Origin of the sequence: Marinobacter pelagius (genome assembly GCF_003315345.1) — a bacterium.
Taxonomy (GTDB): Bacteria; Pseudomonadota; Gammaproteobacteria; order Pseudomonadales; family Oleiphilaceae; genus Marinobacter; species Marinobacter pelagius_A.
In genome coordinates, this window is the sequence record NZ_QNRO01000009.1 from 106,099 (window position 1) to 128,691 (window position 22,593).

General features: G+C 61.8%; 22 protein-coding genes. 12 read left to right on the plus strand and 10 right to left on the minus strand.

Going from position 1 to position 22,593, the window contains the following annotated elements:
* Nucleotides 1-82 precede the first annotated feature (82 nt).
* The gene (locus DET50_RS09970) at nt 83-1,276 is read right to left on the minus strand and encodes a cation:proton antiporter (protein ID WP_113862708.1); all 1,194 of its coding nucleotides are present in this window, start codon (nt 1,274-1,276) and stop codon (nt 83-85) included.
* Nucleotides 1,277-1,279: 3 nt separating this feature from the next.
* Nucleotides 1,280-1,750: a Cys-tRNA(Pro) deacylase gene (gene ybaK / locus DET50_RS09975; RefSeq protein WP_113862709.1), complete on the minus strand. Its 471-nt coding sequence runs from the start codon at nt 1,748-1,750 to the stop codon at nt 1,280-1,282.
* 109 nt (nt 1,751-1,859) lie between these two features.
* On the opposite strand from ybaK, the gene DET50_RS09980 reads away from it, so the two are divergent.
* On the plus strand, nt 1,860-3,098 hold the full coding sequence (locus DET50_RS09980) for a sensor domain-containing diguanylate cyclase (protein ID WP_113862710.1): 1,239 nt from the start codon (nt 1,860-1,862) through the stop codon (nt 3,096-3,098).
* 103 nt (nt 3,099-3,201) lie between these two features.
* Nucleotides 3,202-4,488, plus strand: a complete 1,287-nt coding sequence (locus DET50_RS09985) for a serine hydrolase domain-containing protein (RefSeq protein WP_113862711.1) — start codon at nt 3,202-3,204, stop codon at nt 4,486-4,488.
* Here DET50_RS09985 and DET50_RS09990 read toward each other — a convergent pair whose 3' ends face one another.
* A complete protein-coding gene (locus DET50_RS09990; protein WP_113862712.1) occupies nt 4,489-4,833 on the minus strand; it encodes a hypothetical protein in 345 nt (114 codons plus the stop codon).
* A 229-nt stretch (nt 4,834-5,062) separates the two neighbouring features.
* On the opposite strand from DET50_RS09990, the gene DET50_RS09995 reads away from it, so the two are divergent.
* A complete protein-coding gene (locus tag DET50_RS09995; RefSeq protein ID WP_113862713.1) occupies nt 5,063-5,311 on the plus strand; it encodes a hypothetical protein in 249 nt (82 codons plus the stop codon).
* 8 nt (nt 5,312-5,319) lie between these two features.
* Here DET50_RS09995 and DET50_RS10000 read toward each other — a convergent pair whose 3' ends face one another.
* Entirely contained in the window at nt 5,320-6,348 is a 1,029-nt protein-coding gene (locus DET50_RS10000) for a hypothetical protein (RefSeq protein ID WP_113862714.1), read from the minus strand.
* Nucleotides 6,349-6,422: 74 nt separating this feature from the next.
* On the opposite strand from DET50_RS10000, the gene DET50_RS10005 reads away from it, so the two are divergent.
* The 3 genes from DET50_RS10005 to DET50_RS10015 are packed head-to-tail and all read left to right on the plus strand — an operon-like array spanning nt 6,423 to nt 11,058.
* A complete protein-coding gene (locus DET50_RS10005) occupies nt 6,423-10,040 on the plus strand; it encodes a response regulator (RefSeq protein WP_113862715.1) in 3,618 nt (1,205 codons plus the stop codon).
* Nucleotides 10,037-10,594 carry a hypothetical protein gene (locus tag DET50_RS10010; RefSeq protein ID WP_113862716.1) on the plus strand — a complete coding sequence of 186 codons (558 nt, stop codon included), beginning with the start codon at nt 10,037-10,039 and terminating at the stop codon, nt 10,592-10,594. The genes DET50_RS10005 and DET50_RS10010 overlap by 4 nt, the downstream gene beginning before the upstream one ends.
* Before the next feature lie 50 nt (nt 10,595-10,644).
* On the plus strand, nt 10,645-11,058 hold the full coding sequence (locus DET50_RS10015; protein WP_113862717.1) for a response regulator: 414 nt from the start codon (nt 10,645-10,647) through the stop codon (nt 11,056-11,058).
* Between the two features lie 36 nt (nt 11,059-11,094).
* Here DET50_RS10015 and DET50_RS10020 read toward each other — a convergent pair whose 3' ends face one another.
* Nucleotides 11,095-11,367, minus strand: coding sequence for a hypothetical protein (locus DET50_RS10020; RefSeq protein ID WP_091998635.1), 273 nt, complete (start codon nt 11,365-11,367; stop codon nt 11,095-11,097).
* Between the two features lie 548 nt (nt 11,368-11,915).
* Here DET50_RS10020 and DET50_RS10025 point away from each other — a divergent pair.
* Nucleotides 11,916-12,152 (plus strand): hypothetical protein, encoded by a 237-nt coding sequence (locus tag DET50_RS10025; protein WP_113862718.1) that lies wholly within the window; start codon nt 11,916-11,918, stop codon nt 12,150-12,152.
* Here the strand turns inward: DET50_RS10025 and DET50_RS10030 are convergent.
* The gene (locus DET50_RS10030; RefSeq protein ID WP_113862719.1) at nt 12,121-12,633 is read right to left on the minus strand and encodes a 3'-5' exonuclease; all 513 of its coding nucleotides are present in this window, start codon (nt 12,631-12,633) and stop codon (nt 12,121-12,123) included. The genes DET50_RS10025 and DET50_RS10030 overlap by 32 nt on opposite strands.
* Nucleotides 12,634-12,789: 156 nt before the next feature.
* Between DET50_RS10030 and queC the strand changes: the two genes are divergently transcribed.
* Entirely contained in the window at nt 12,790-13,455 is a 666-nt protein-coding gene (queC, locus tag DET50_RS10035; protein ID WP_113862720.1) for a 7-cyano-7-deazaguanine synthase QueC, read from the plus strand.
* Complete coding sequence (gene queE, locus DET50_RS10040) at nt 13,455-14,111, plus strand: 7-carboxy-7-deazaguanine synthase (protein WP_113862721.1); 657 nt, start codon at nt 13,455-13,457, stop codon at nt 14,109-14,111. Before queC ends, queE begins: the two co-directional genes overlap by 1 nt.
* On the opposite strand, the gene DET50_RS10045 is transcribed toward queE, so the two are convergent.
* From DET50_RS10045 to DET50_RS10060, 4 genes are all read right to left on the minus strand, one after another.
* The gene (locus DET50_RS10045; protein WP_113862722.1) at nt 14,112-15,155 is read right to left on the minus strand and encodes an AraC family transcriptional regulator; all 1,044 of its coding nucleotides are present in this window, start codon (nt 15,153-15,155) and stop codon (nt 14,112-14,114) included.
* Nucleotides 15,156-15,312: 157 nt separating this feature from the next.
* On the minus strand, nt 15,313-16,200 hold the full coding sequence (locus DET50_RS10050; RefSeq protein WP_113862723.1) for an alpha/beta fold hydrolase: 888 nt from the start codon (nt 16,198-16,200) through the stop codon (nt 15,313-15,315).
* A gap of 123 nt (nt 16,201-16,323) precedes the next feature.
* Nucleotides 16,324-18,075, minus strand: coding sequence for an ExeM/NucH family extracellular endonuclease (locus DET50_RS10055; RefSeq protein WP_113862724.1), 1,752 nt, complete (start codon nt 18,073-18,075; stop codon nt 16,324-16,326).
* A gap of 10 nt (nt 18,076-18,085) precedes the next feature.
* On the minus strand, nt 18,086-18,988 hold the full coding sequence (locus DET50_RS10060) for a helix-turn-helix transcriptional regulator (protein ID WP_175497194.1): 903 nt from the start codon (nt 18,986-18,988) through the stop codon (nt 18,086-18,088).
* Between the two features lie 276 nt (nt 18,989-19,264).
* Here DET50_RS10060 and DET50_RS10065 point away from each other — a divergent pair, with 276 nt between their 5' ends.
* From DET50_RS10065 to DET50_RS10075, 3 genes are all read left to right on the plus strand, one after another.
* Nucleotides 19,265-20,548, plus strand: coding sequence for an MFS transporter (locus tag DET50_RS10065; RefSeq protein WP_113862725.1), 1,284 nt, complete (start codon nt 19,265-19,267; stop codon nt 20,546-20,548).
* A 162-nt stretch (nt 20,549-20,710) separates the two neighbouring features.
* The gene (gene slyA, locus DET50_RS10070) at nt 20,711-21,136 is read left to right on the plus strand and encodes a transcriptional regulator SlyA (protein ID WP_113862726.1); all 426 of its coding nucleotides are present in this window, start codon (nt 20,711-20,713) and stop codon (nt 21,134-21,136) included.
* Nucleotides 21,137-21,146: 10 nt separating this feature from the next.
* Complete coding sequence (locus DET50_RS10075; protein WP_113862727.1) at nt 21,147-22,538, plus strand: MDR family MFS transporter; 1,392 nt, start codon at nt 21,147-21,149, stop codon at nt 22,536-22,538.
* The last annotated feature ends 55 nt before the right edge of the window (nt 22,539-22,593 follow it).

Sequence of the window (22,593 nt, forward strand, 5' to 3'; positions counted from 1 at the left end):
TGTCTGGATCGGGGCCGGGTTATGAACCCGGCCCGCAAACCCGGATTACCTGAGGGTTCTCCGGGTTTTTTATTGCCTGCTGTCAGTCTTCGTCCTGTTCGTCCTCAACCCCACGGCCGGCTTCGCCTGAGCGCCGCAGGTTGAGCATCGTGACCGGTGGACCCAGAAGCTCGAAAATAACCGTTGTGCCGATCACCAGCGGTAGCAGGTAGGTCAGCTCCGGCATTCGGTCCGTTGCTACCAGCGCCAGACCCATCGCAACCCCTGCCTGGGGCAGCAGGCAGGCGCCGTTGCGTAACCGGATTTCCCGTTCCGAACCGGCAAGCAGCCCGCCGGCATACCCGCCCAGCACCCGGCCGGTAATCCGGGCAATAATGTAGACCGCGCCGAGCAACCCGATTGTGGGCAATACCGACCAGTCCAGACCGAAACCCGCCAGGAAGAAAAACATCGCCAGAAACGGCTCTGCAATGCCCTCGATGGACCGGAACGGGCGAATATGATGCCGGGCAGCATTCGCCACGGTGACGCCAAGGGACATGCAGGTCAGCAGGTAGGAAACCTCCAGAATACCTGCGATACCCGCAGCCAGAAACACGAAACCAGCCGATTCCAGCAGCATTGGTTCGCCAGGCTTGATGCGACCGGTAAGCCAAGCCATGGGCAGACCCAGAAGCACACCAAGGATAAGGGCGCCGGCCACCTCGGTTATCCCGTGCGTCATGGTTTCCATGACGGTGGCGCCATTGCCGGCGAGCAGTTCGACAAATACCAGCAGAATACTGAACAGCATGGCGCCCCAGGCATCGTCGATGGCAACCACCTGCGCGACCACCCGGGTGAGGGGCCCCCGGGATTCGGTTTGTCTGATGACGTCCAGAGTTGCTGCCGGGTCGGTGGCGGTGGCAATGGCCCCGAGCAGTAATGCCGCGGGCAGATTTCCGGTGACAGCCCAGGTGGCAAGGAAAATTACCAACGCGGTGATCAGAGTAACCGACAGGCTGATAATGATGGCCTGACGGCCCTGACGCAGATCCCGGAAAGACATTCTCTCTCCGAGCAGGAAGCCGACCATGGCAAGTGTCAGTTCAGTCACCAGGCCGAAGTTTTCACTGGCTCTGACCGGGACAACATTCAGCACCTCTGGGCCGGCCAGAGCGCCCACCAGAATGAGTAACGTAACCCGCGGAACATGAAGCCGTTGGCCCACCGAATGGGCACCCAGGGCCAGAAGCATAATGCTGCCGATCAGAAGCAGTTCCATTGCGTGGGACACGGTTTACTCCTGCTGTAGATCGGAAAAACGACCGTCGGTCAGGTTGGCCAGATCCTCCGGCGCCAGTTCAATTTCCATGCCCCTGCGGCCGGCGCTGACATAGATGGTGTCGAAGTTGCGGGCGGACTGGTCGATAAAGGTTCTCAGGCGCCGTTTCTGGCCGAGGGGGCTGACGCCGCCAAGAACATAGCCCGTGGACCGCTGGACTTCCTGTTTGTCTGCCATGGTAGCCTTCTTGCCGCCGGCTGCCCTGGCGATCAGTTTCATGCTGAGCATGGCGGTCACCGGCAGCACCCCCACCACCAGTTCCCGGTTGTCTATCGAGGCCACAAGGGTCTTGAACACCCGGGCCGGATCGGCGCCGGTCTTCTCCGCCGCCTCGTTGCCGTAGCTCTCGCTGTTGGGGTCATGCTCGTATTCGTGAATCCGGTGGGGGACCCTGGCTTTCTTCGCCACGTTGATTCCGGGGGTCATGATTACTCCTGTTGCGGTTGGCCGGGCGACTGGCATTATGCTCGACTTATGGGGCCGGTGCGGCTATTTTCGTACACATCCAGCACCGTTATCTCATAACAGGGTATCCATGGCTTCAACCGGTGTCGACAAGCAGCGGAACAGGCGATTGTCCGATCACCGGGGTCCCGCCCGCCGGGCCCTGTGGGCGGCTGCGATCTATATCGCGGTGGGACTGGTCTGGATCGTATTCTCGGACCGCCTGGTGGAAGCCTGGTTTTCTGACGCCGACACCCTGTCCCTGGTGCAGACCTGGAAGGGCTTCCTGTTCGTCGTGGTGACCGGTGCTGTCCTGTTTGCCGCCACCCTTCGCCAGTTCCACAAGGATCGCAAACTGCTGGCACTGCAGTATGATCAGCGCCTGGCGTTGCGCCAACGGGAGCGTCAGCTGTCGGTGCTGATGGACAACCTGCCGGGCATGGCCTATCGCTGCCGTTTTGACGAACACTGGACCATGCTGTTCGTGTCCCAGGGCTGTGAACGGCTGACCGGCTACCTGCCGGGGGAACTGGTGCGCAACCGCAAGGTCAGCTTTGCCGAGCTTATCGCCGATCCCGAGAGCAGTGACAAAGTGCTCGACGAAGTTCGCCGGGCGGTCGAGAACCGCGAATCTTTTTCCATCGAATATCCGCTGATTCGCAAGGATGGCCGGCAGATCTGGGTCTGGGAACGTGGCCGTGGGGTCGAGGACGATGACGGCGAAATCCTGCTGGAAGGCATCATCCTGGATATTTCCGATCGCAAAGCACTGGAGGATGAGCTGGAGGAGCTGGCAACCCGCGATCCCCTGACCGGCCTGTATAACCGGCGGGAAAGCTCGCGCCTGCTGGAGGAAGAGCTGGAACGGGCGCGCCGCTATAACCGCCCCATGGCCCTGTTGTGGGTGGATTTTGATCACTTCAAGGAGATCAACGACACCTACGGCCACGCTGCCGGCGATTCGGTGCTGAGGTCCGTCAGCAAGTTGCTCGATGACAGTGTGCGCAGTGTCGACTCGGTGGGCCGGTTCGGTGGCGAGGAGTTTGTCATCATCCTGCCCGAGATGGGGGTCCGTGAAGCCCACGAAACCGCGGAACGGATCCGCCACCGGGTCAGTGGCCAGCTGCATCCGATCAACGACGGCCCGGCGGTTCCCATGACCATCAGCGTCGGTGCGGCGGTCTATCCGGACCACGGCGCCGATGCGGCCACCCTGTGTGCCGCGGCGGACCGTGCCATGTACGCCGCCAAGAGCCGGGGTCGGAACTGTGTGGTGATGGCGCCGGAGGCCGAAGCTGATCATAATGACCGGACGGATGCCCGGGGCTGAGTGCAACCAGTGACGCGTCTGCGGTTCCACTTCGGCCAATGCCAGCAATGGTCGGGCTGTCCACACTACAATAAAAACAGTCCAGGATGTCAGAGTACCAGCCATGATCCCCATTGCCCGTCGAGCCCTGAATACTTCATTGATTGCCAAGGACCTGAGTTCCGTCACCAGCCGGGACGTTGCCGGTGAACACCCGGATACCGCCGGTATCAGCCGGGAAACCGTCGAGGCGGTCTGGCAGAGCGTCGAAGCGCTGTACCGTACCGGGGTCCACCCCGGTATCCAGGTTTCGGTCCGGCACCGGGGTCAGCAGGTGCTGCACCGGGCCATCGGCCATGCCAGTGGTAACGGTCCCCACGACGGCCGCGACGTGGTGCGGGTGCCGATGACCACCGACACCCCGGTCTGCTATTTCTCCGCCTCCAAGGCGGTCACGGCATTGTTGATGCATATGCTGTCCGAGCAGGGGCTGGTAAACCTGATGGACCCGGTGTCCTATTACTGCCCGGAGTTTGCCCGCCGTGGCAAGCGGACCATTACCGTTCACCAGATTCTTTCCCACCGGGGCGGGATTCCGGCCATTCCCAGGGAGACTCCCATCGAAGTGCTCTGGGACCGGGAAGAGATCTGGCGCATCCTGTGTCAGGCCCGGCCGGTGGAAGTGGACGGTGCCAAGGTCGCCTACCATGCAATCACCGGTGGTTTCGTGTTGCAGCGGGTGCTGGAAAAGGTCACCGGCGACACCATCGAGAACTACCTGGACAAGCACCTGCGCAAGCCCATGGGGATGAAGTGGTTCACCTATGGCATTGCGCCGGAGAATCTCAATGACCTGGCAGTGAATTACGCCACCGGTCCGACACCGCATTTCCCGGTGTCCTGGGTGGTGCGACGGGCCCTGGGCGGCGATATCGGAACGGTGGAGTCGGTGACCAACGACCCGCGGTTCCAGGAGGCGGTGATTCCGGCCGGGAACCTGTGCGGGACCGCCGAGGAAATGGGCCGATTCTTCCAGATGATGCTCAACGGGGGTGTCTGGAACGGCCACAGGATCTGCAGCGAAATCACGGTCAAGCGGGCCATCCAGCAGTTCGGCTCCCTGCAAATTGACCGAACCATGCTGGTTCCCATGCGGTTCAGTGCCGGCATGATGCTTGGTGGCAATCCCGTCGGCCTGTGGGGGCCGAACAGCCGTTACGCCTTCGGCCACGTGGGCCTGATCAACAAGCTGTGCTGGGCCGATCCGGCCCGGGATATTTCCGTCAGCCTGCTCAACACCGGGCTGCCCATTGTCGCGCACCACCTGCCGGCGCTGGCGAAATTTGTCTATACCGTGTGCCGGCAGTTTCCACTGATTCCGGAGACCCAGCGGCCGCTGGTGGCTGCCTGATTACAGGGTCTGGACCTGCGCTTCCAGGATACCGAGGACCGATGACAGCAGGTCCCGGAAATCAGTCAGCGTCTGGGTGCGCTGGATTACATCCTCACGTTGTTCATCCAGCCGCTCCAGCTTGGGCACCAGGCGCCGCATCCCTTCGGTGATAACTTCGTAGGGATAGTGGTGGTCCTGAGTGTTCAGCTTGTTGATCTCCGCAATCTCCTGGCTCAGAACGCTGATGATGTCATAAAGCATATCCTTGTGGTGGATGCTGCCCGCTTCCCAGTAGGCATCGTCCAGCAGTTCCAGCAGGGACTGATATTCGCGCAGTGTGTCGGCAATGGTGGTCTGGGTCATGGCGTGCTCAATATATTCCGGGCCGGAATTGGCCGATTCGGGGGTTTGGTGCTACAAGGAACTATAGCAGGGGATTCGTCGTGTAATGGGCTGGTCGACGTGGTCCTGCCCCCGGGAAGCGTCAAAAAAAGTGAAACTATATTCATTTTTATTGCAGGCTACCGCAGAAAGGGGCAGACTCTCGCTGCAAGAATATGGATTATTCATGACTCAATGGACGAGGCCGCAAATGGACAAGCCAGCTTCCCCCGAAAAACCCATCCGCCGGGCGGTAAAACTCGATCACCACGACAGTGTCCGCAGCCATGTGCGCGAGCGCATCAGCTCGGAAGTCGAGCACCTCGAACGCCGGATCGCGAGCCTGCGGATGAGTCGGGCGCCCCACGCCGATATTCTGATTTCGACCTATCAACGGTTACTTGATCGCAAGAAGGGCTTCCTGCAGAGCTGGAACCTGAAGGACGGTGGCCCGCTCTGAATACCGCTTCAGATGCGTAGCCCGGTGTTCATTGTCTGGTAGCTGTGGGTCGAGGCATCCCGGTTCAGGCAGTAATCGGGATTGGCCATGAGTTCACCGGGGTTGTCCGGATCCTCCACCTGCGGCGGCTGATCCAATGAGGTAAAGACCTCGATCCGTTGCTCGGCGTAAAGCATCCGGATTTTCAGGCAGTCGACCGTCTCGCCGGCAAACGGGAATTCCGGGCCACCCGTGGTGCCCTGATTGGTGCCAATGTTGGTGCCGTCGATATTGATGGTGTCCGTGTTCAGCCCCTCGTACTCACGAACAAACGCCATTTCCCGCTCGCCCTCAATCACAATACTGCCTTCGCTGTGCAGCCGGGCCTGGTCATTGTAGCCGGTGGTCAGGAAATCCCGGGGCAGAAACTCGGTACCCAGGGTCGCGCTCGGCCGGGTGCTGCCTTCGGGAAAGGTGCCGGAGGAAACCCAGGTAAATACCCGGGTTACCCGGTTCGAGGTGTCAGGAGTGTAGACCCATTTGACGATGGGATAACGCCATTCATAGTCCGCCACTGGCAAACCTTCCTCGAACGCGCCCTGATCGGTGAAGCGGACAGACACATCGTTGGTGGTGTTGCTGTACTCGCCGGCTTCGCCGGCGTCGATCCGGGCGCTGATGTACTGACGGGCCTCCACAAAGTTGGCGATCTCCCCTTCACCGATGACCCGGCGCATGAGATCCAGAGGGTTGCGCACCGAGTTAATCGCTGGAGGCGTCGCGTCGTTGTAGATGATGGCGAACAGCGCGGACAGCTGCTGGCGGATGTCCCTGGCCATAGCGCTGGCCTGGCTGCTTTCTGACGTGGCTGGCTCAACGGCCAGGGAAAGGTCGTGGAACAGGGTGGTGGACGTCTGTTCGGTCAGGGTGAAGCTGGAGAATACCGGGTCCACATTGGTGGCCGGATTCAACGCTGACGGGCCGGTGTCCTCAAGGCCACAACCGCCAAGGTTCACCAAAGCGAGGGAAATGACAGCGAAAATGCAGGAATGTCTCATTTCAGAAGGCCCTGAGATGCGTTACGGATGATTAACCGCTAAAGTGGATACGCGCGGGGCCCGCTTCGGCCCGAATGCTGACAATAAAACATAACACCGGCATCTGCCCTCGCGGAGATCACATTTTGCAGCAACGGCTCACAAACCTGGTTTCGGTCCCGGCCCTGTTGGCCTGGGTGTTGCTGGCGCTGGTTTTGCTGCCGTCGACGGTGACGGCTCAGGAACTGTGCCGCGACGGCAAGCTGGTGCTCGACCGTAACACCAGCAGCATCCGGAACCTGGGCAGTTGTGTCTCGTACCTGGAAGATCCCGGCCAATCCCTGACGTTCCGGGAGGTGCGGGCGCTGGAGCCCGGGGCTTTCACCCGCCATGAGGGCGGCGTTCTCAACTTCGGCTATACCGAATCCGCCTACTGGATCCGCATGGAACTGGTGCCCCGATCCGGCGCGGCCCGGACGGACTGGATCCTGGAGCTGGCGTTGCCTCTGGTGGATCAGGTCAATCTTTTCCTGGTACGTGACGGCGAGCTGGTGGACCAGCGCCAGGCCGGGTACCAGGACAACTGGCAGGAACGGGACCTGGCCGTTCCCAACCCGACCTTCCGCCTGAAGCTGGGGCCGGACACCGTCAACACGGTGTACATGCGGATTACCAACACCAATACCTTCCGTCTTCCCATCAGTCTCTGGCATCCGGACAGTTACATTGAAAAGGTGTCCGTGGACGAAGCGGTCCGAGGCGTCCTGCTGGGGGCGGTGCTGGCGATCCTGGCCTACAACCTGTTCGTCGCGGTATCGGTTCGTGAGCGCAGTAACGTCTATTACGTCCTGTACCTGGTCTCGGCCACCATCTTCATCTTCACCGAGCAGGTACATGGCGTGCAGCTGCTGGACAGCCGCCCGGTCCTGTTCAACAAGGAATACCTGCACTTCCAGATCGTACTGACCTGGTTCTGGGGCCTGCTGATGGCCCGTTCGCTGCTGGAGACCCGGGAACGTTCCCGGGATCTGGACCAGATTGTCCGCCTGTGCCTGTATTCAGTCGGGGCCACCTTCGTGCTCTGTTTCTTCCTGCCCTACCATGTGGCCATGGAATGGATCGTGCTGGGCTCCATTCTGCTCAGTATCATCCTGATCGTGGTCAGTTACCTGTCCTGGCGCTACTACAACCCGGCGGCGCGGTCCTATTTCTTTGCCTGGACCCTGGCCCTGGTCGGGTTCGGGATCTATGCCCTGACCGTCATGGGTTACCTGCCGCTGAACACCTTCACCAGCTATTCGCCCCAGTTTGGCCTTACCGCCCAGATCATCCTGTTCTCGTTTGCCCTGGCTGACCGCATCAAGCAGGTGCAGGGGGAGGCCCTGGGCTGGAGTGAGCGGGCTCTGGCCAACCTCCGCCGTTACCAGTCGCTGTTCGATAATGCCGTGGAGGGGGTGTTCCAGATGTCTCCGGATCGCCGCTTCGTGACCGCCAACCCGGCTATGGCCCGGATGCTCGGTTACAACAGTAACCGGGAGTTGCTGCGGCGTAATCCCGATGTGCTGGAAACCTGTATCGCCGACGACCGCCTCCGGCGTCTGGTGGTGGAACAGCTGGAGGCCCGGGGCACCGTGAAGGGCATCGAGGCGCGGTACCTGACCCGGGATGGCGAGGAACGCTGGGCCACCATATCCCTGCATACCGCCTACGATAACGACGGTGAGCCCACTCATCTGGAGGGCACCTGCATCGATGTGACCGAGAGCCGACAGCGCCAGAGGATCGAGCGGGAGCGGGAACAGGAGCGGCTGGAGAAAGAACTGGCGCGCAACTCGGCCGAGGCCAAGAGCCAGTTCCTGGCCAACATGAGTCACGAGATCCGCACGCCGCTGGCGGCCATCATTGGTTATGGCGAGACTTTGCTGGACCCGGACCTGACCGAGACCGAAAAGAAGAGCAGCGCCGAGACGGTGGTGCGTAGCGGCCGTCACCTGCTCGATCTGGTCAACGACATTCTCGACCACTCCAAGATCGATGCCAACAAGCTTGATGTGGATGTGATTCCGGTCAATCTGCCGGAGCTGCTGGACGAGATCCGGGCATTCTTCACTCCCCGTGCCCGGGAGAAGGGCCTGGATTTCTCCATCATTTGCGAGTATCCGCTGCCCGAGCAGATCCGCACCGACCCCACCCGGTTCCGGCAGATCATAATCAATCTGTGTGGAAATGCGCTCAAATTTACAGAAAAAGGTTCGATCTCCCTGAGCATAAGGTGTGATCGGGAGACCGAAATGCTGATGGCCCGGGTGGTCGATACCGGGATCGGCATGAAGCCGGAACAGCTGCGCCGGCTGTTCGACCCGTTCGCCCAGGGCAGCGCCGCCATTTCACGGCAGTATGGCGGTACCGGCCTTGGGTTGAGCATCTCCCGGCGGCTGGCGGAGCTGCTCGGTGGCGATATCACTGTGGCCAGCACCTACGGTGAGGGCAGCGAGTTCGAGCTGGCGATCCGTACCGGCCCGCTGGATCAGGTGCATTTTCTCCGGGATGGTTCTGAACTCAGCCAGCGCAGGCGAGCCATTCCGATGGTCGCTGCGCCCCGGCTCACCGGGCGCATTCTCTGTGCCGAGGATAACGAGGTCAACCGGCGTCTGGTGTCCCTGTTGGTGTCGCGCACTGGCGCGGATCTGGTACATGTAGTCAACGGTGCCGAAGCCCTGGAACAGGCCATTCGGGAGCCGTTCGACCTGATTCTGATGGATATCCAGATGCCGGTGATGAATGGCCGGGATGCCACTGCTGCACTCCGGGAGGCGGGGATGAATACGCCGGTGATTGCCCTGACCGCCAACGTGATGGCCGAGGACATTGCCGATTACCGCCGGGCCGGCTGTAACGAACACCTGGCCAAGCCCATCGACAAGCAGTGTTTCTACGAGGTGCTGGCCCGTTACCTGGTGGTGAGACAGGATGTGGTGCCAAACCGGCGTAGTAATTACCAGGGCCGGGTGCTGGTCGCGGAGGACAACGAAGAAAACCGGCAGCTGGTGGAGCGCATGCTGCGCCGGCTGGGGCTGGAGGTTATTACCGTCAGTGGCGGGGACCGGGCGGTGCGCACGGCACTGTCGGAAACGGTGCACCTGGTGTTGATGGACCGGCACATGCCCGGGCTGGATGGCGTGGCCGCGACACGGCTGCTTCGTCAGGCTGGATTTCGGCACCCGATCATTGCCTTCACCGCCGGTGATCAGCAGGAAACCGATGCCCTGCTTGAAGCCGGCTGTGACGGGGTGTTGAATAAACCGATAGACCAGTCCCGCCTGGAAACCATCCTGGGCCGGTATCTGGCCAGTCGCGGGCGGGAGGCTCAGAAGCATGATGAAGACCGGGAAATTGCCGCACTCGTGGCCCGCTTTCTGGAGGGCCTGGCCCAGCGCAAACGGGTGATGGACGACGCGCTTGCGAACCGGCAGTCCGACACCCTGCGAACCGAGGCGCACCAGATCAAGGGTACCGCCGGGGCCATGGGATACCCGGCGATGACCCGGCAGGCCGGGATTCTCGAAGCCATATTGAAGGAGCCTGGCGAGCCGGACTGGAGCCGGATTGGCAGTGAACTGGCCGTACTCGATGACATGATAGAACGTGCCCGCGCGGCTGCCGCGACACAAACCTGCGTATCCGATAACAGCAACAACAGGAAAATGCCATGACAGACAGGTCGCCCCAACGCAGTGAACAGTATTCGCTGAGCATGATGTACGGAACCTACGCCGATATCCTGTTCGTGCTTTTTCCCTTCCTGGTGATCGGTATGCAACGGCTCTGGGACGGGCGTCTGTACGACACCCTGATGCAGGCGGACCTGAGCATTGCCGCCGCCATCCTGGCGGGCCTGGCGATCGGCAAGTTTGTCCTGGGCCTGGTGACCAACCGGGAGCTGGGACGGTACAAGGAGCGGATTGTCTTCTTTATTGCCCTGACCCTGTTCGTGGTGCTCGGTCCTTCGATTATCCTGATGCTGAGCATCGTCGGTAACGAGGAGGTGCCCGGTTTTGTTGCTTTCGTCCAGCCGGTCTTGCTGATCATCGCCATATCGCTGTACAGCACCGCGGTGAGTATCAGTAACCTCCTGACCCGGTTCGGCACCGAAGCATTGGCTTCGGGGCCGGACGATGGCAGGCCGGCGGACAGCCCGGAGCAGGACAGCAGGCCCCGGCCGGCTCCCCTGGACCTGCCCCGGCGGACCGGCAGTGACCGGCTGTAGTCGGCAGTTTTTTATACAAGGTACAGCCAAGGAATCAGTGGAGAAAACCGATGACGGATCTGAAAGTTCTGGTGGTGGAAGACGAGCCCCTGATGCGGGAACGCCTGGTGGAAATGCTATACCGGGCCGGTGCCACGGAAGTGACCGGGGCGGTGGATGCGAACTCAGCGAGGCAGGCGTTCGACGCCAGTGAGTACCACATCATCCTGCTGGATCTGGGATTGCCGGATGGCGATGGTCATGAGCTGATGCAGCAGTTCAAGCGGCGACGGGAAGAGCAGCACATCGTGCTGGTGACGGCGGACGATTCCATCGACAGTATCCAGCGGGCGATCAGCGCCGGTGCCAACGGCTACGTGGTAAAGCCCTATTCCCAGGACAAGATTCACGATGTGATCAATAACTACGCGATGGTTCACGGTGGTGAGATGGCAATGCTGGAGGGACTGAACCGGCAACATTGACCGGTTCAGTCTTTCCGTTGGAAGCTGGCTGCCTGCTCAGGCCACCTGGCGGGCAATCCAGGAATTATAGCGGGTGGCCAGTGCCCGCACATACCGGGCCTCGGCGCCACTGAGATTGGCCAGCACACCGTTGAAGATCCAGCCTCGCTCATACAGCCCAAGCACCCGCTGCTCGTCATCCAGATTGACGCGCTGGTTCAGCTTCTTGCAGATCGCATCCAGCAGCGGCAGTTTTTCCGGGCGCTTGATCGGGCCCTGGCGGTTGCCCATCGGCTGATTCGCCGCACGTGTTGTCGGACGTCTTTTCATGATGTTCTCCTTGTCGTTTTGCGGCTGCAAAAACTAAAACCCCGGAGCCAAGGGCAACCGGGGTTTGGCGGAGAAGCTGACCCGGTCGCTGCGAAGGCTCCCGGGACTGACCGAAAGCCGTTAGATGTCTTTCACCATGGCGTGCGCAGACTGCCCTTTCTGGCAATCAGCGGCTGGGTAAACAATGAACTGTAAAATCATCCTGGTCATACCGGCTCTTTGGTTTCGGTTCATTACTCAGTGTATAGGCTATCGGACGGTTTGCAAGAGCCCTCCGGCTTCGGCAAACCCGTACAGACGGCGGCAGCCGGCAAGCCCATAATTCGCGGCGTCACGTGTTTTTACGTTGTGCAATCCGCGATACCTGCCGAGTCGGGTATCAATGGATCTCTCCTTTCTACGCAGCCACCTTGGCTGCGTTTTTTTTTGGCATCTCGGAAAGTTCGTAGCCACTACTTCGTACAGATGGATCGGTCGGATTTGGCGATAATTTGCACACTAACCAGTCAATTGATTTATCTTGAATACAGAGGTTGAAACCGAAGCAAATGCCCGACGAACCCGGATCTGCCAGAAACAAGTTCCGTTCTGATTTTATCGTTGAAATTGCACTGATCGCCGCCCTGGCGGTTTACATGGTGCTGGCCCAGGACAAGACTGTAGGGGATGATCTGAGCTTTACCGTTGCCGGAGCGGCACTGATGGCCGTGGCAACCTACTGGACCCTGCATACCCTCAAGGACGGCCTGCAGTTCATTGCAGTGCGGCTTCGTCCTGGAAAATAATCCTCCGCCAGGTCTTGTGCAGGATGAGGGCGTCGTTGGCAGCCCGGTGCACGGGTAACCCCAGGTCTGAGATTACCTGCTGACGCACGCCCGGCCACTGCCGGACCTGCTGGCTGTTCAGCAGCATGGAGATTGACTCCAGCTGGAATTCGGGCTGCACACTCGCGGCCCGAAACAGCCGGTGCAGCCAGAAACTGTCGAAGGTCCAGGCGTCACAGAACACCTGCTCCGGCAATAGACGGTTCAGCTGGTGGGCCACTTCTTCCGCTGCCTTGCCTTCCTCGTTCAGGGTGTCCCGGGAGATGCCGTGAATCTGTTCGGCACTTGGCGACCAGTCCTGCCAGAGCACATGGGGCCGGATCAGCCAGCTGTGCAGCTCTCCGCCCGGCATGCAGATACCCACCTCGATCGGGTAGCTCGCAATCAGATCCAGGCTTGAAGCCTCGAAATCGATGAATGCCGGAGTGAATTCGCTGGTCATGGTGTCAGGGTCATTGCTGCGTTGTTTTTCGTTGAGTTTACCCGGCCCGTACCCGAGACGCGAACCCAACCTGTGCGTCCACTGTTACAATATGTCCACTCAATGTAAAACCCCGATGACACATCGTTGTTGTCCCGGAACCCTGTGGGAGCCTGAATGACTGAAACCGTGGTTGTAATCTATTCCGGAGGCATGGACTCCTTCACCCTGTTGCACCTGGCCCGGGCCCGTGGCTATCAGGTTCACGCCCTGTCCTTCAATTACGGCCAGCGCCATGTCCGTGAGCTGGATTGCGCCCGGCAGGTATGCGCGGACCTTGGCATTCCCCACAAGGAAATCGACATCCGCGCCATGTCCGAAGTCATGAGTGGTTCTTCCCTGACCTCCGACATCGAGGTGCCCGAAGGTCATTACGAGGAGGACAGCATGAAGGCGACGGTGGTGCCCAACCGCAACATGATCCTGCTGTCCCTGGCTACCGGTTACGCCGTCACTGCAGGTGCTTCGGCCGTATGGTTCGGTGCTCACGGCGGGGATCACGCCATCTATCCGGACTGTCGCCCCGAGTTTGTCGAGAAGATGGATGCGGTGTGCCGGGTAGCCAATTACGAGCCGGTGGGGATCGAGGCGCCTTTGATTCGTATGGACAAGAGGGAAATCCTGGCCGAGGGACTGAAGCTGGGCCTTGACTACAGTCAGACCTGGACCTGTTACAACGGCCGGGACAAGGCCTGTGGCCGCTGCGGTTCGTGCGTGGAACGGCTCGAGGCTTTTGCCGCCAATGGCGTGACCGATCCGCTGGAATACGAGGAGCAGGCCTGATGTACCGGGTCAAAGAGGCGTTCTACACGCTCCAGGGGGAAGGTGCCCAGGCGGGTCGGGCGGCGGTGTTCTGCCGGTTCAGCAAGTGCAACCTGTGGACTGGCCGGGAGAAGGATCGAGCCAGCGCAGTGTGCGATTTCTGCGATACCGATTTTGTTGGCACCGATGGCCAGAATGGCGGCCGGTTCGAAACCGCGGACGACCTGGCCCGGCATATCCGAAGTCTCTGGCCCGAAGCGCCGGGATGCCCTTACGTGGTGTGCACCGGCGGCGAACCCCTGTTACAGCTTGACGAAGCACTGATCGACGCCCTCCACCGCGCCGGTTTCGAGGTCGGCGTGGAAACCAATGGCACGCTGCCGGCGCCGGCCGGTATCGACTGGTTGTGTGTCAGCCCCAAGGCGGATGCGCCGGTGGTCATCGAGGCCTGTGATGAACTCAAGTTGGTGTATCCGCAGCCGCTGGCCATGCCGGAACGGTTCGAGCATATCCGGGCCCGACACTACTTCCTGTCGCCCATGGCCTCTCCGAGCCTGCCGGCGACCGGTGACGACCCGGTCAAGCAAAGCAACACCCGCAAGGCCACTGATTACTGCCTGGCCCACCCCCGCTGGCGCCTGACCCTGCAGATGCACAAGATCATCGGAATCGACTGATCAGGCCGTGGCCACGGGCCGGAGCGCTTTATTGCGGTACTGGCTCGGGCTTTCGCCGGTCCAGCGTTTGAACGCCCGGGTGAAATTGGCGGCGTCGGCGTAGCCGAGGGCATCGGCAATCTGGCTCAGGTTCATGCCGGTGCTTGTCAGCAGTTCCCCCGCCCGTTCCAGCCGGACCTGGTCCACCAGGTTCTGGAAGCTGGCATCCTCCTCCTGCAAGCGCCGTTTCAGGGTCCGTTCCGAGACAAACAGGGTGCCGGCCACGCGGGCCAGCTTGGGTGGAAATGGATGGCTGGTTTCAATCACCCGCCGAACCCGGCTGGCAAAGCAGGCATCTTCGGTCAGGCGTTGCAGGGCCTCTTCACATTGGGCGCGGGAGGCGGCCGCCAGCTGGTCATTGGTGAACCGGATGGGCAATGCCAGCCGGCTCTCCGGGATGATCAGGGCGTCTTCCCGGGCTTCATACTCCACAGGCACCGGGATGATCTGGCGGAACCTCGGAAAATAGTGGGGTTCCGGGCCCTGCCTGACAATCCGGGTGCCATCCACCGGCGTGCCCGTCAGCTGGGCTCCCATGAAAACGCAGCCAAACAGGGTCGCATCGAGGATAAAGCCCTGCAGGGGGCCCATGTCGACGTCGCAGGATACGGTATAGCGGGCATGATCCTCGAGTTTGTGGCGGTTCACCTTCAGGTGCGGAACGCGCAGGGTCAGGTATCGGGTCACCAGTTCCAGGGCGTCCCTCAGGGTCCGGCTGCTCATCACCGCCGTACCCAGGGTGCCGTGCAGGGGCAGCTTCATTTCCCGGGCCAGCAGAATGCCAAGGCCGGGTTCCCCGCTTTCGATGATGGCGCGAGTGACGAATTCGCTGGCCTGGGCCTGACTTACCCTGAGTTCCGGACAATTCAGGCGGGAGGGGTCCAGGCCGACGCGGAGCAGAAGATCCTGTTCGTCGACGCCAATCCTGTAGAGCAATCCGGCCAGGGTGTGCAGGTAGATGGCCGGCATACCCAGATCCTGAGCAGTCGAGACGGAGGCGCGCATGGGTTTCCTCGTTCAGTACCGTTTTTGTTATGTAATGGGTCGGTGATGTTGAGGGATTATGCCGGCGTGGCTGAGCATTCCCATGGCTGGTCTGACGGGAGCCAGGGCCGGTCGGGCCAACTGGCCCGACGAACCTGATCCACCGGTTGGCCCGCTGTCAGTGGGCATGGCGTTCGACAAAGCGTTCCAGCACAGCGGCAGACTTACCTGGAATCTCAAGCATCGGCAGGTGGCCGACCCGGGGGAAGACATGCACTTCGGCATCGGGCGTGGCGGTCTCGAACCAGCGGACGCAGCGAGTCGGAGTGATCACATCGCGGTCTCCCCACTGGACCTGAAGTGGTGGTGTGTCCGGTCCCAGGTAACGGGCCGGGGCCAGGGCGTCCGCGACCATGTCCGCGAAAATGTGCCGGAGGGCATCGGTACGGCTCAACAGATCCGGTCCGAGCAGGCCGGCCATGGCGATACCGGTGCCCGTGGCCTTGCCGTTGCCGACGCTGTTGAACATCCGATAGACGCCTTTCCAGTCCTCTGGAATCAGCAGGTCGTCGCGATCTGTCTCAAAGGGCAGATCCAGGTCCACATCTGGGTGTTCCGGAATGCCGGCGCTGTTGAGCAGGGTCAGGGACCGGGGAGCCTGCGCCATCTCGTGGGCCAGTACGGCGGCGATGGCGCCCCCCATGGAGCTACCCACCAGGTGAATGTTGTCGGTTGACAGGCTGGCGAGCCACTCGCGCAGGCGCAGGGCCTGGGCCAGGTACCGGTAGCTGGCATCCTCCCGGTAATCGCTTTCGCCCAGGCCCGGAACATCCGGTACCAGAAGGTGCCATTGCCGAGGCAGCCGTTGTAGCCAGAAGGCCCAGTTCTCTTTCATGGCGGCAAAGCCATGGATCAGCAGGACCGTTGGCCGACCGGGACCGGGTTCGCCCCGCTCCAGGTAGACCATCCGGTGGCCATCGACGGTGGCCACCCGGCGTCGGGCATTCAGCAACCAGCGCTGCCCGGTGCGGGCGGCGGGCCAGAAATTGGGGGCAGGAATTCTCATCACAGGTCCTGTCGGAGTGAGACACAGATACAGTTTACCTGTCGGAATTCAGCCAGCCTTGGCTGGGCTGCCCTGCTGTGCGGGCGCGGGAGCCACCGGTAGCAGGCGTTGTGACCGATGGGGTCAGAGCCGGATGTCGACGATGACGGGATTGTGATCCGAGGAACGCCAGGGCCCGCTGCTGTCCGGGGCCAGGTCATGCTGGTAGCCGAGCGCCCTGGGTTCGTCGGCATTGATGCGCCAGGTGACGGCATTGACAACCCGCGGCGCGAGGCGCTCTGATGCGAGGGCGTGATCCAGGGAGCCCTTGCGGCCCTTGTACCGGTATGTGTAGTGGGCGCAGTGTTCAGGCGTGCATGGGTGGTATTGCGCTACCATGCTGGTGTAGCCATGTTGTCGGAACACTTCCAGGGGCGTTTCCCGGGTGTAGCTGTTGATATCACCGGTGATCAGGGTGCCGGCGCCAGCCCCCTGTTCGGGCAGGCCCGCCAGCCAGTCGGCAATCGCCCCGGCGGCCCGGGTCCGGCGTTGGACGTAGCAGCCCTGGCCATCGCCCTGGTCCCGGTCGGCGCCGGTGGCTCCCCTGCAGGATTTGGATTTGAGATGGGGAACCACGACCCGGACCAGGGCATTGCTGTTTGGTAACCGGAACGCCTGCGCCACCGGTGGCCGTCCCGTGTTCCGGAAAGGACCACTGGTCAACCGGTGTGCCTCGCCGACCGGGATCACCCGGTCCTGGCGGTAATACAGGGCGGTACGGATGGCGTCGTTACCGTCTTTCCCCGGTGTCCGGATGTAGCGCCAGTCCGGCCCCAGGGCCTTTGCCAGTGTGGCGGCGGCACTGTGGTCGCCGTAGCCGTCGTTCTCCAGTTCGCTGACTGCAAGGATGTCCGGGTCCGGGCCGGTCAGCGCCGAGACCAGGCGTGCCTGCTGTTGCCGGTAAGCGGATTCGTTTGTTGCACCTCTGGGAGTCGGGAACCCGCCGCCCCGGCCATTGCCATTGAACAGGTTGGCCAGGTTGAGGGTCATCACCCGCAGCGCCGATCCTGCCGGGCGCGCCGGTGCCGGTTCGCGGGGGTTGGTGGCGATAAACTCCGGTGGCGACCCGGGCTGAATCCGCCATTGTCCGAATCGGAAATCCAGTACACCGCGGACTCCGCGCAGGGTATCTCCGGTACGTACGGTGTTGTCGGCCCCCAGACCTCCCGGTGGCCAGGGCACGGGCCTCGGGTCACGATTCCCCTGGCGGTCATCCAGAGTGATCTGCCCGTTGGCGTCGTTCAGCTTTCCGGCCAGCGGGCCGGGAGACAGATACTCGGTGGCAATCACCCGGTCCCGGGGCGCCAGGGTGAGCTCCCCGTAACGGGCCAGGTTGTAGCTGTCGATCACGGTCAGGGGGGCGGGGATGAAGACCCGCATGTTTTCAAGGGCTTCGTAAGTGGCGTCCCCGGACAGCTCCAGGCTGACTGCTTCCGGCATGATTCCGGGGCCACAGACTTCCAGCTCCTGGACATTGACCAGTTCGGTTAGCCCATGAAATTCCTTCACCTTACCGGTCACCCGAAGCCGTTGCCCCTGGCGGCCCTGCGGGCGACGGGTATAGACAAAGAGGGCTTCGGAGGTGGCCGGATTGTCGTCGGTCTGATCGTCGGCCTGTTGCAGGTAGAAGCCGCGGAAACCGACTTTCCCCCGGGCGTCGAGGGTCAGGATACCCTCGACGGTCACGGTCTGGCCGGTGAAGGGGGAGTGGTTGCCCTCGCCCTGGATGCGGGCAATGGGCGTGGCGGCATCGCCACAGGCGGTGGCTGCCGACGCCAGGGGCGTCAGCAGACCCAGAACAAGTATGGTGGCGGCAAACAGCGCGAGTGATTTCACGCCGGGCAGTCTAGCAGAGTCCGGCCACCGCTTTGAGTGCCTGTTCCCGCCGGCTGCCGAAACCCAGCTCGTCCGGATTGGCCAGTTCCAGCTGCTGAACCAGGGGGTCCGGATGTTCGTTGTCAAAGGTAATGCCCATGCGTGACAGCACATAGGGGGTCAGCGCGGCGCGTGTCCGGATGGTCAGTCGGCCGCCCTGCATGCCGTAGTCGCGGGCGATGATGTCCTGCTGCGCTTCGGTCAGGCGGTGATCCGGGGTGATCACCAGGTTGACCTCCCGGACCCAGTCCTCATCGTGCTGACTGGTATGGCGGGCCCGCTGGCGTAGGGCTTCCGGTACCGTCCGCAGACGGCTCAGGGCAAAGTCCCGGAACTCCCGGTTGGAGTCACACCACGCCCTCAGGTGCCAGCTGTCGCCAGTGCAGACAAGGGTATGGGGTTCGAGAATGGTTTCCACCGGCTCCGGGCGACTCAGAGAGGTGTAGCTGGCACGCAACTGCCTGCCATTACGGGTCGCGGTCACCACGGCGCGCATGGTTTCGGGGGGAATCACCCGGCCGGGACCCGCCACCACGTGACTGTCCGGCAGACCCAGATCCAGTGATTCGAACGTGTGGCTCAGGTTCTGCTGGCGGGCAAGCAGGTCAAGATACTCGCTGACTTCGCCGCGGGTAACCACCGGCCGGAATTTCGGTGCCGGTACATAACCCTTGAGGTGGCGGTCATACAGCAGGTTGCCCGGGGCCAGCTCCCGCAGGTAGGTGTTGATGTCCTTGGAGGCCTGCTGGCGGCCGATGCCAAAGCTGTGGCAGATGTGGTTGGTGGTCAGTCGACCTTCCCACAAGGCAACAGTTTCTATCAGTCGATAGCGTAGCAGCAAATCCCAGCGGATGGGCCAGTCCGTCTTTTTCATATCCAGGCGCTCACGGATCCATTGATTATCTTGGATTTATGTTACCTGCTCTGGGTCAGAGGGTCTGTTACGACCCATTAATGTAAAAACCCCGAAAAACCGCGGCTTGAGCGGCATCCATCAGTCACTGCATCACATTTTGCGGATTTCGGGAAGTCCCTAGTAGCCTGCATCCGATGCCGCTGGTCTAATGCCGTGCCGGCACAGTCCGGAGGCTGGTGCTATCTTATGGCCCAAACAATTACAGTCTGACGTCCGCCGCCGGAGCCCGTTGTCATGACCCGAATGGTCACATCCCTGTCTGCGCTGATTCTCAGCATTATCCTGCTGGTGAGCGGCAATGCCTTCCTGATGACCCTGCTTGGCATCCGTCTGAGCATCGAGCAGGTGGCTCCGGACGTGATTGGCTGGGTGCTGGTGTGCTACTCCATCGGTTTCGTGCTCGGCACCATGTATGTACACCGGGTGATTGGCCGGGTAGGCCATATCCGGGCGTTTGCGGTGTTTGCGGCCATGGCCGCCGTGGCGTCCCTGATGTATCCCATGGCGGTGTCCATGGTGTTCTGGGCGTTCCTGCGGGTGCTCTCCGGCTTCAGTATCGCCGGCGTCCTCGTGGTGATCGAGAGCTGGTTCTCCAGCCGTGCCACCAATGCCAACCGCGGTGCGCTGTTCGCGGTGTACCAGATTGTCTTCTATTTATCGGCGGCGGGCGGCCAGCTGGTGGTTAACGTGGGCGATCCCGCCAATTTCATGCCGTTCTCGCTGGCCGCGATCCTGCTGACCCTGGCGCTGGTGCCCCTGTCGCTGACCCGGATGGAAGCGCCCGCCATCGAACAGGCCAGCCGTATGTCCATCTTCACCCTGGCCCGCCAGTCCTTCTCCGGGGTAGCCGGTGCGCTGATCTGTGGCGTCATGATTGGTGGCTTCTATGCCCTGGGGCCGGTCTATGCGACCCTGGTGGGGCTGGACGTGGCCAAAACCTCCACCTTCATGGCCAGTGCCATCGTGGCGGCCATGATCCTGGCCTGGCCGCTCGGCCGCGTCTGTGACCGGTTTGACCGCCGCCGGGTCATGTTCTGGGTGGCTCTGGTTGCGGCTGCGGCGGCCGGGGCCGTTGGTGTACTGGAAACGACGAATCTTGCCATGCTGACGTTGCTGGTGGGTCTGTTCACCGGTCTGTCGGCCAGTGTGTATCCCATTGCCGTGGCGATCACCAATGACCGCATGGAAACCAGCCGCATTGTTTCGGCCAGCGCCACCCTGCTGCTCAGCTACGGCGTCGGCAGCGTCATCGGCCCCATTGTCATGGCCGAGCTGATCGGGCTCCTGGGCCCCAGGGGGCTGTTCCTGGGTAACGCCGGATTCCTGGTTCTGCTGGCGCTGATCACCAGTTACCGCATCAGTCATACCGAGGATGTACCGGTGGCGGATCAGGAGCACTTCGTGCCCGCCATGCCCGAGACCTCTCCGGTACTGACCGAACTGGATCCGCGGAACGAGGAATTTCACGAGTCTCCCGAGGTCGAAGAGATGAAGGAGGAGCTGCGTCAGACCGGCTGACCCGGCTTCCTCTCGGTTTTCCCGATTATATTTTTGATCTGATATCTGTTTTTATCTCAATGGTTAGCATACTATTGGTGACTTTCCCATAATGTGAGTTTTTTGGCCGATAGCCCCGGTGCTTCAAGTGACCGGGCGGCCACCGGACAGGAGCGATAACCCATGAGAGACCAGTTTCCCTTTGCCGTTGCCCGGGTTACCCGCCGCTGGCGCAAGATGCTGGACGAGCGCCTGAAGGATCTGGGCGTGACTCAGGCCCGCTGGAGCACCATGGTCTACCTGCAGCAGGGCGGTGAGGGGCTGACCCAGCGTGAACTCGCCAGCCTGATGGCGATCGAGAATCCCACGCTGGTGCGCCTTCTGGACAGCCTGGAACAGCAGGGACTGATCGAACGCCGGCCCTGCCCCAATGACCGCCGGGCGCGTCGCCTGCACCTGACCGACGCCGGCCGGGAATTCATGGATGATCTCTCCGAGCGTGCGGCCAAGTTGCGCGAGGAAATGCTGGAAGGCATCAGCGATGAGGATATCGAGGTCGCACTGAGGGTGTTCCAGAAGATCATGGAAAACGCCGAAAAGCAGAAGTAGGAGTTTCATCCTGGCGGATAATACGGTCGACGGACTCAGGGCCCGTTACGGCGATCGCTGGCGCTGGCTGGCGGTGTGTACCGTCATGCTGGGCACCATGGCCACGGTACTCAGTGCCACGGTAGTCAACGTGGCCCTGCATGACATCATGCTGGAGTTCGGTATCCGTCAGGGCCAGGTGCACTGGCTTGCGACTGGCTTTATCGCCGCCATGACCACCACCATGCTGGCCTCTTCCTGGCTGCTGGACCATTTCGGCGTGCGCAAGACCCTGGCCGGTGCCATGATCCTGTTTACCCTGATTTCCATTGCCGGCGGCTTTGCCGGTACGCCGGGCCAGCTGATTGCCGCCCGGATCGGCCAGGGCGCCATGGCAGGGCTGATGCAGCCCATGGGCATGTACCTGGTGTTCCGGATTTTCCCCAGGGAACGACGTGGGCAGGCCATGGGCATCTATGGCATGGGTGTCATCCTTGCGCCCGCGCTGGGGCCGGTGCTCGGGGGCTTCCTGGTGGACCAGCTTAGCTGGCGCTACGTCATGTTTGCACCGGCTCCGGTCACGATGCTGGGTGTGTTCATGGCCTGGCGGTTCCTGCCGCTGCCGCCCTCCCGCCCCGAACCCTACCGCTTCGATCTGCCGGGTCTGCTCCTGCTAGGGGCAACGATCGGCCTGGCCCTGGATACCCTCAACCGCATGCAGGAGCTGGCCGGGGCCGAGTGGCGTATCGGCCTGCAGGCGTCGGCAGCCACTGTCTTGCTGGTCCTGTTCGTGGTGCGGGAGCGGTCCGCCCGGCATCCGCTGGTCAACATCGCGCTCCTGCGTAACCCCGTCTTTGTGTATGCCAATCTCGGCGCCATGGCCTTAGGGCTGGCGTTGTTCGGTTCGACCTACCTGGTGCCGCTTTTCGTCCAGACCGCGCTTGGTTTTACGGCCACCGAGGCGGGATTGTTGATGCTGCCGGCCGGCATCGTGCTGGGCATAACCTTTCCGCTTGCCGGTCGACTGGCCGATCGCCAGAGTGCCCGCAAGCTGGTGGTGTTTGGTATCGCCTTGTTTGCCGCCTCGGCCATGCTGTTTGCGGTGTCGGATGTCACTCTGGCCTTCGGTTGGCTGGCCCTGTGGACCATCCTGGGCCGGATCGGCATCGGCCTCATGCTGCCGGCGCTGTCCACCGGCGCACTCAACCCGCTCCCGCCGGAGCAGCTGGGTGCCGCCTCGAGCACCATCAATTTTACCCGGCAGCTCGGGGGAGCCTTTGGCGTTAATATCGTGGCCCTTACCGTCGAATTCGGACCACACAGCGATGGCCTGCCCACTATAGATGCCTTTCACAGCGCCTGGTGGCTGGTCGCCGTATTCGTGGCCGTAGCCGCGGTCCCGGTGTGGCGGATGCGGGCCTAGTTGCGATGTCGGCCTTAATTGGCTAGCATGCAACCTCCTTCAGGGGAGTAGCCTC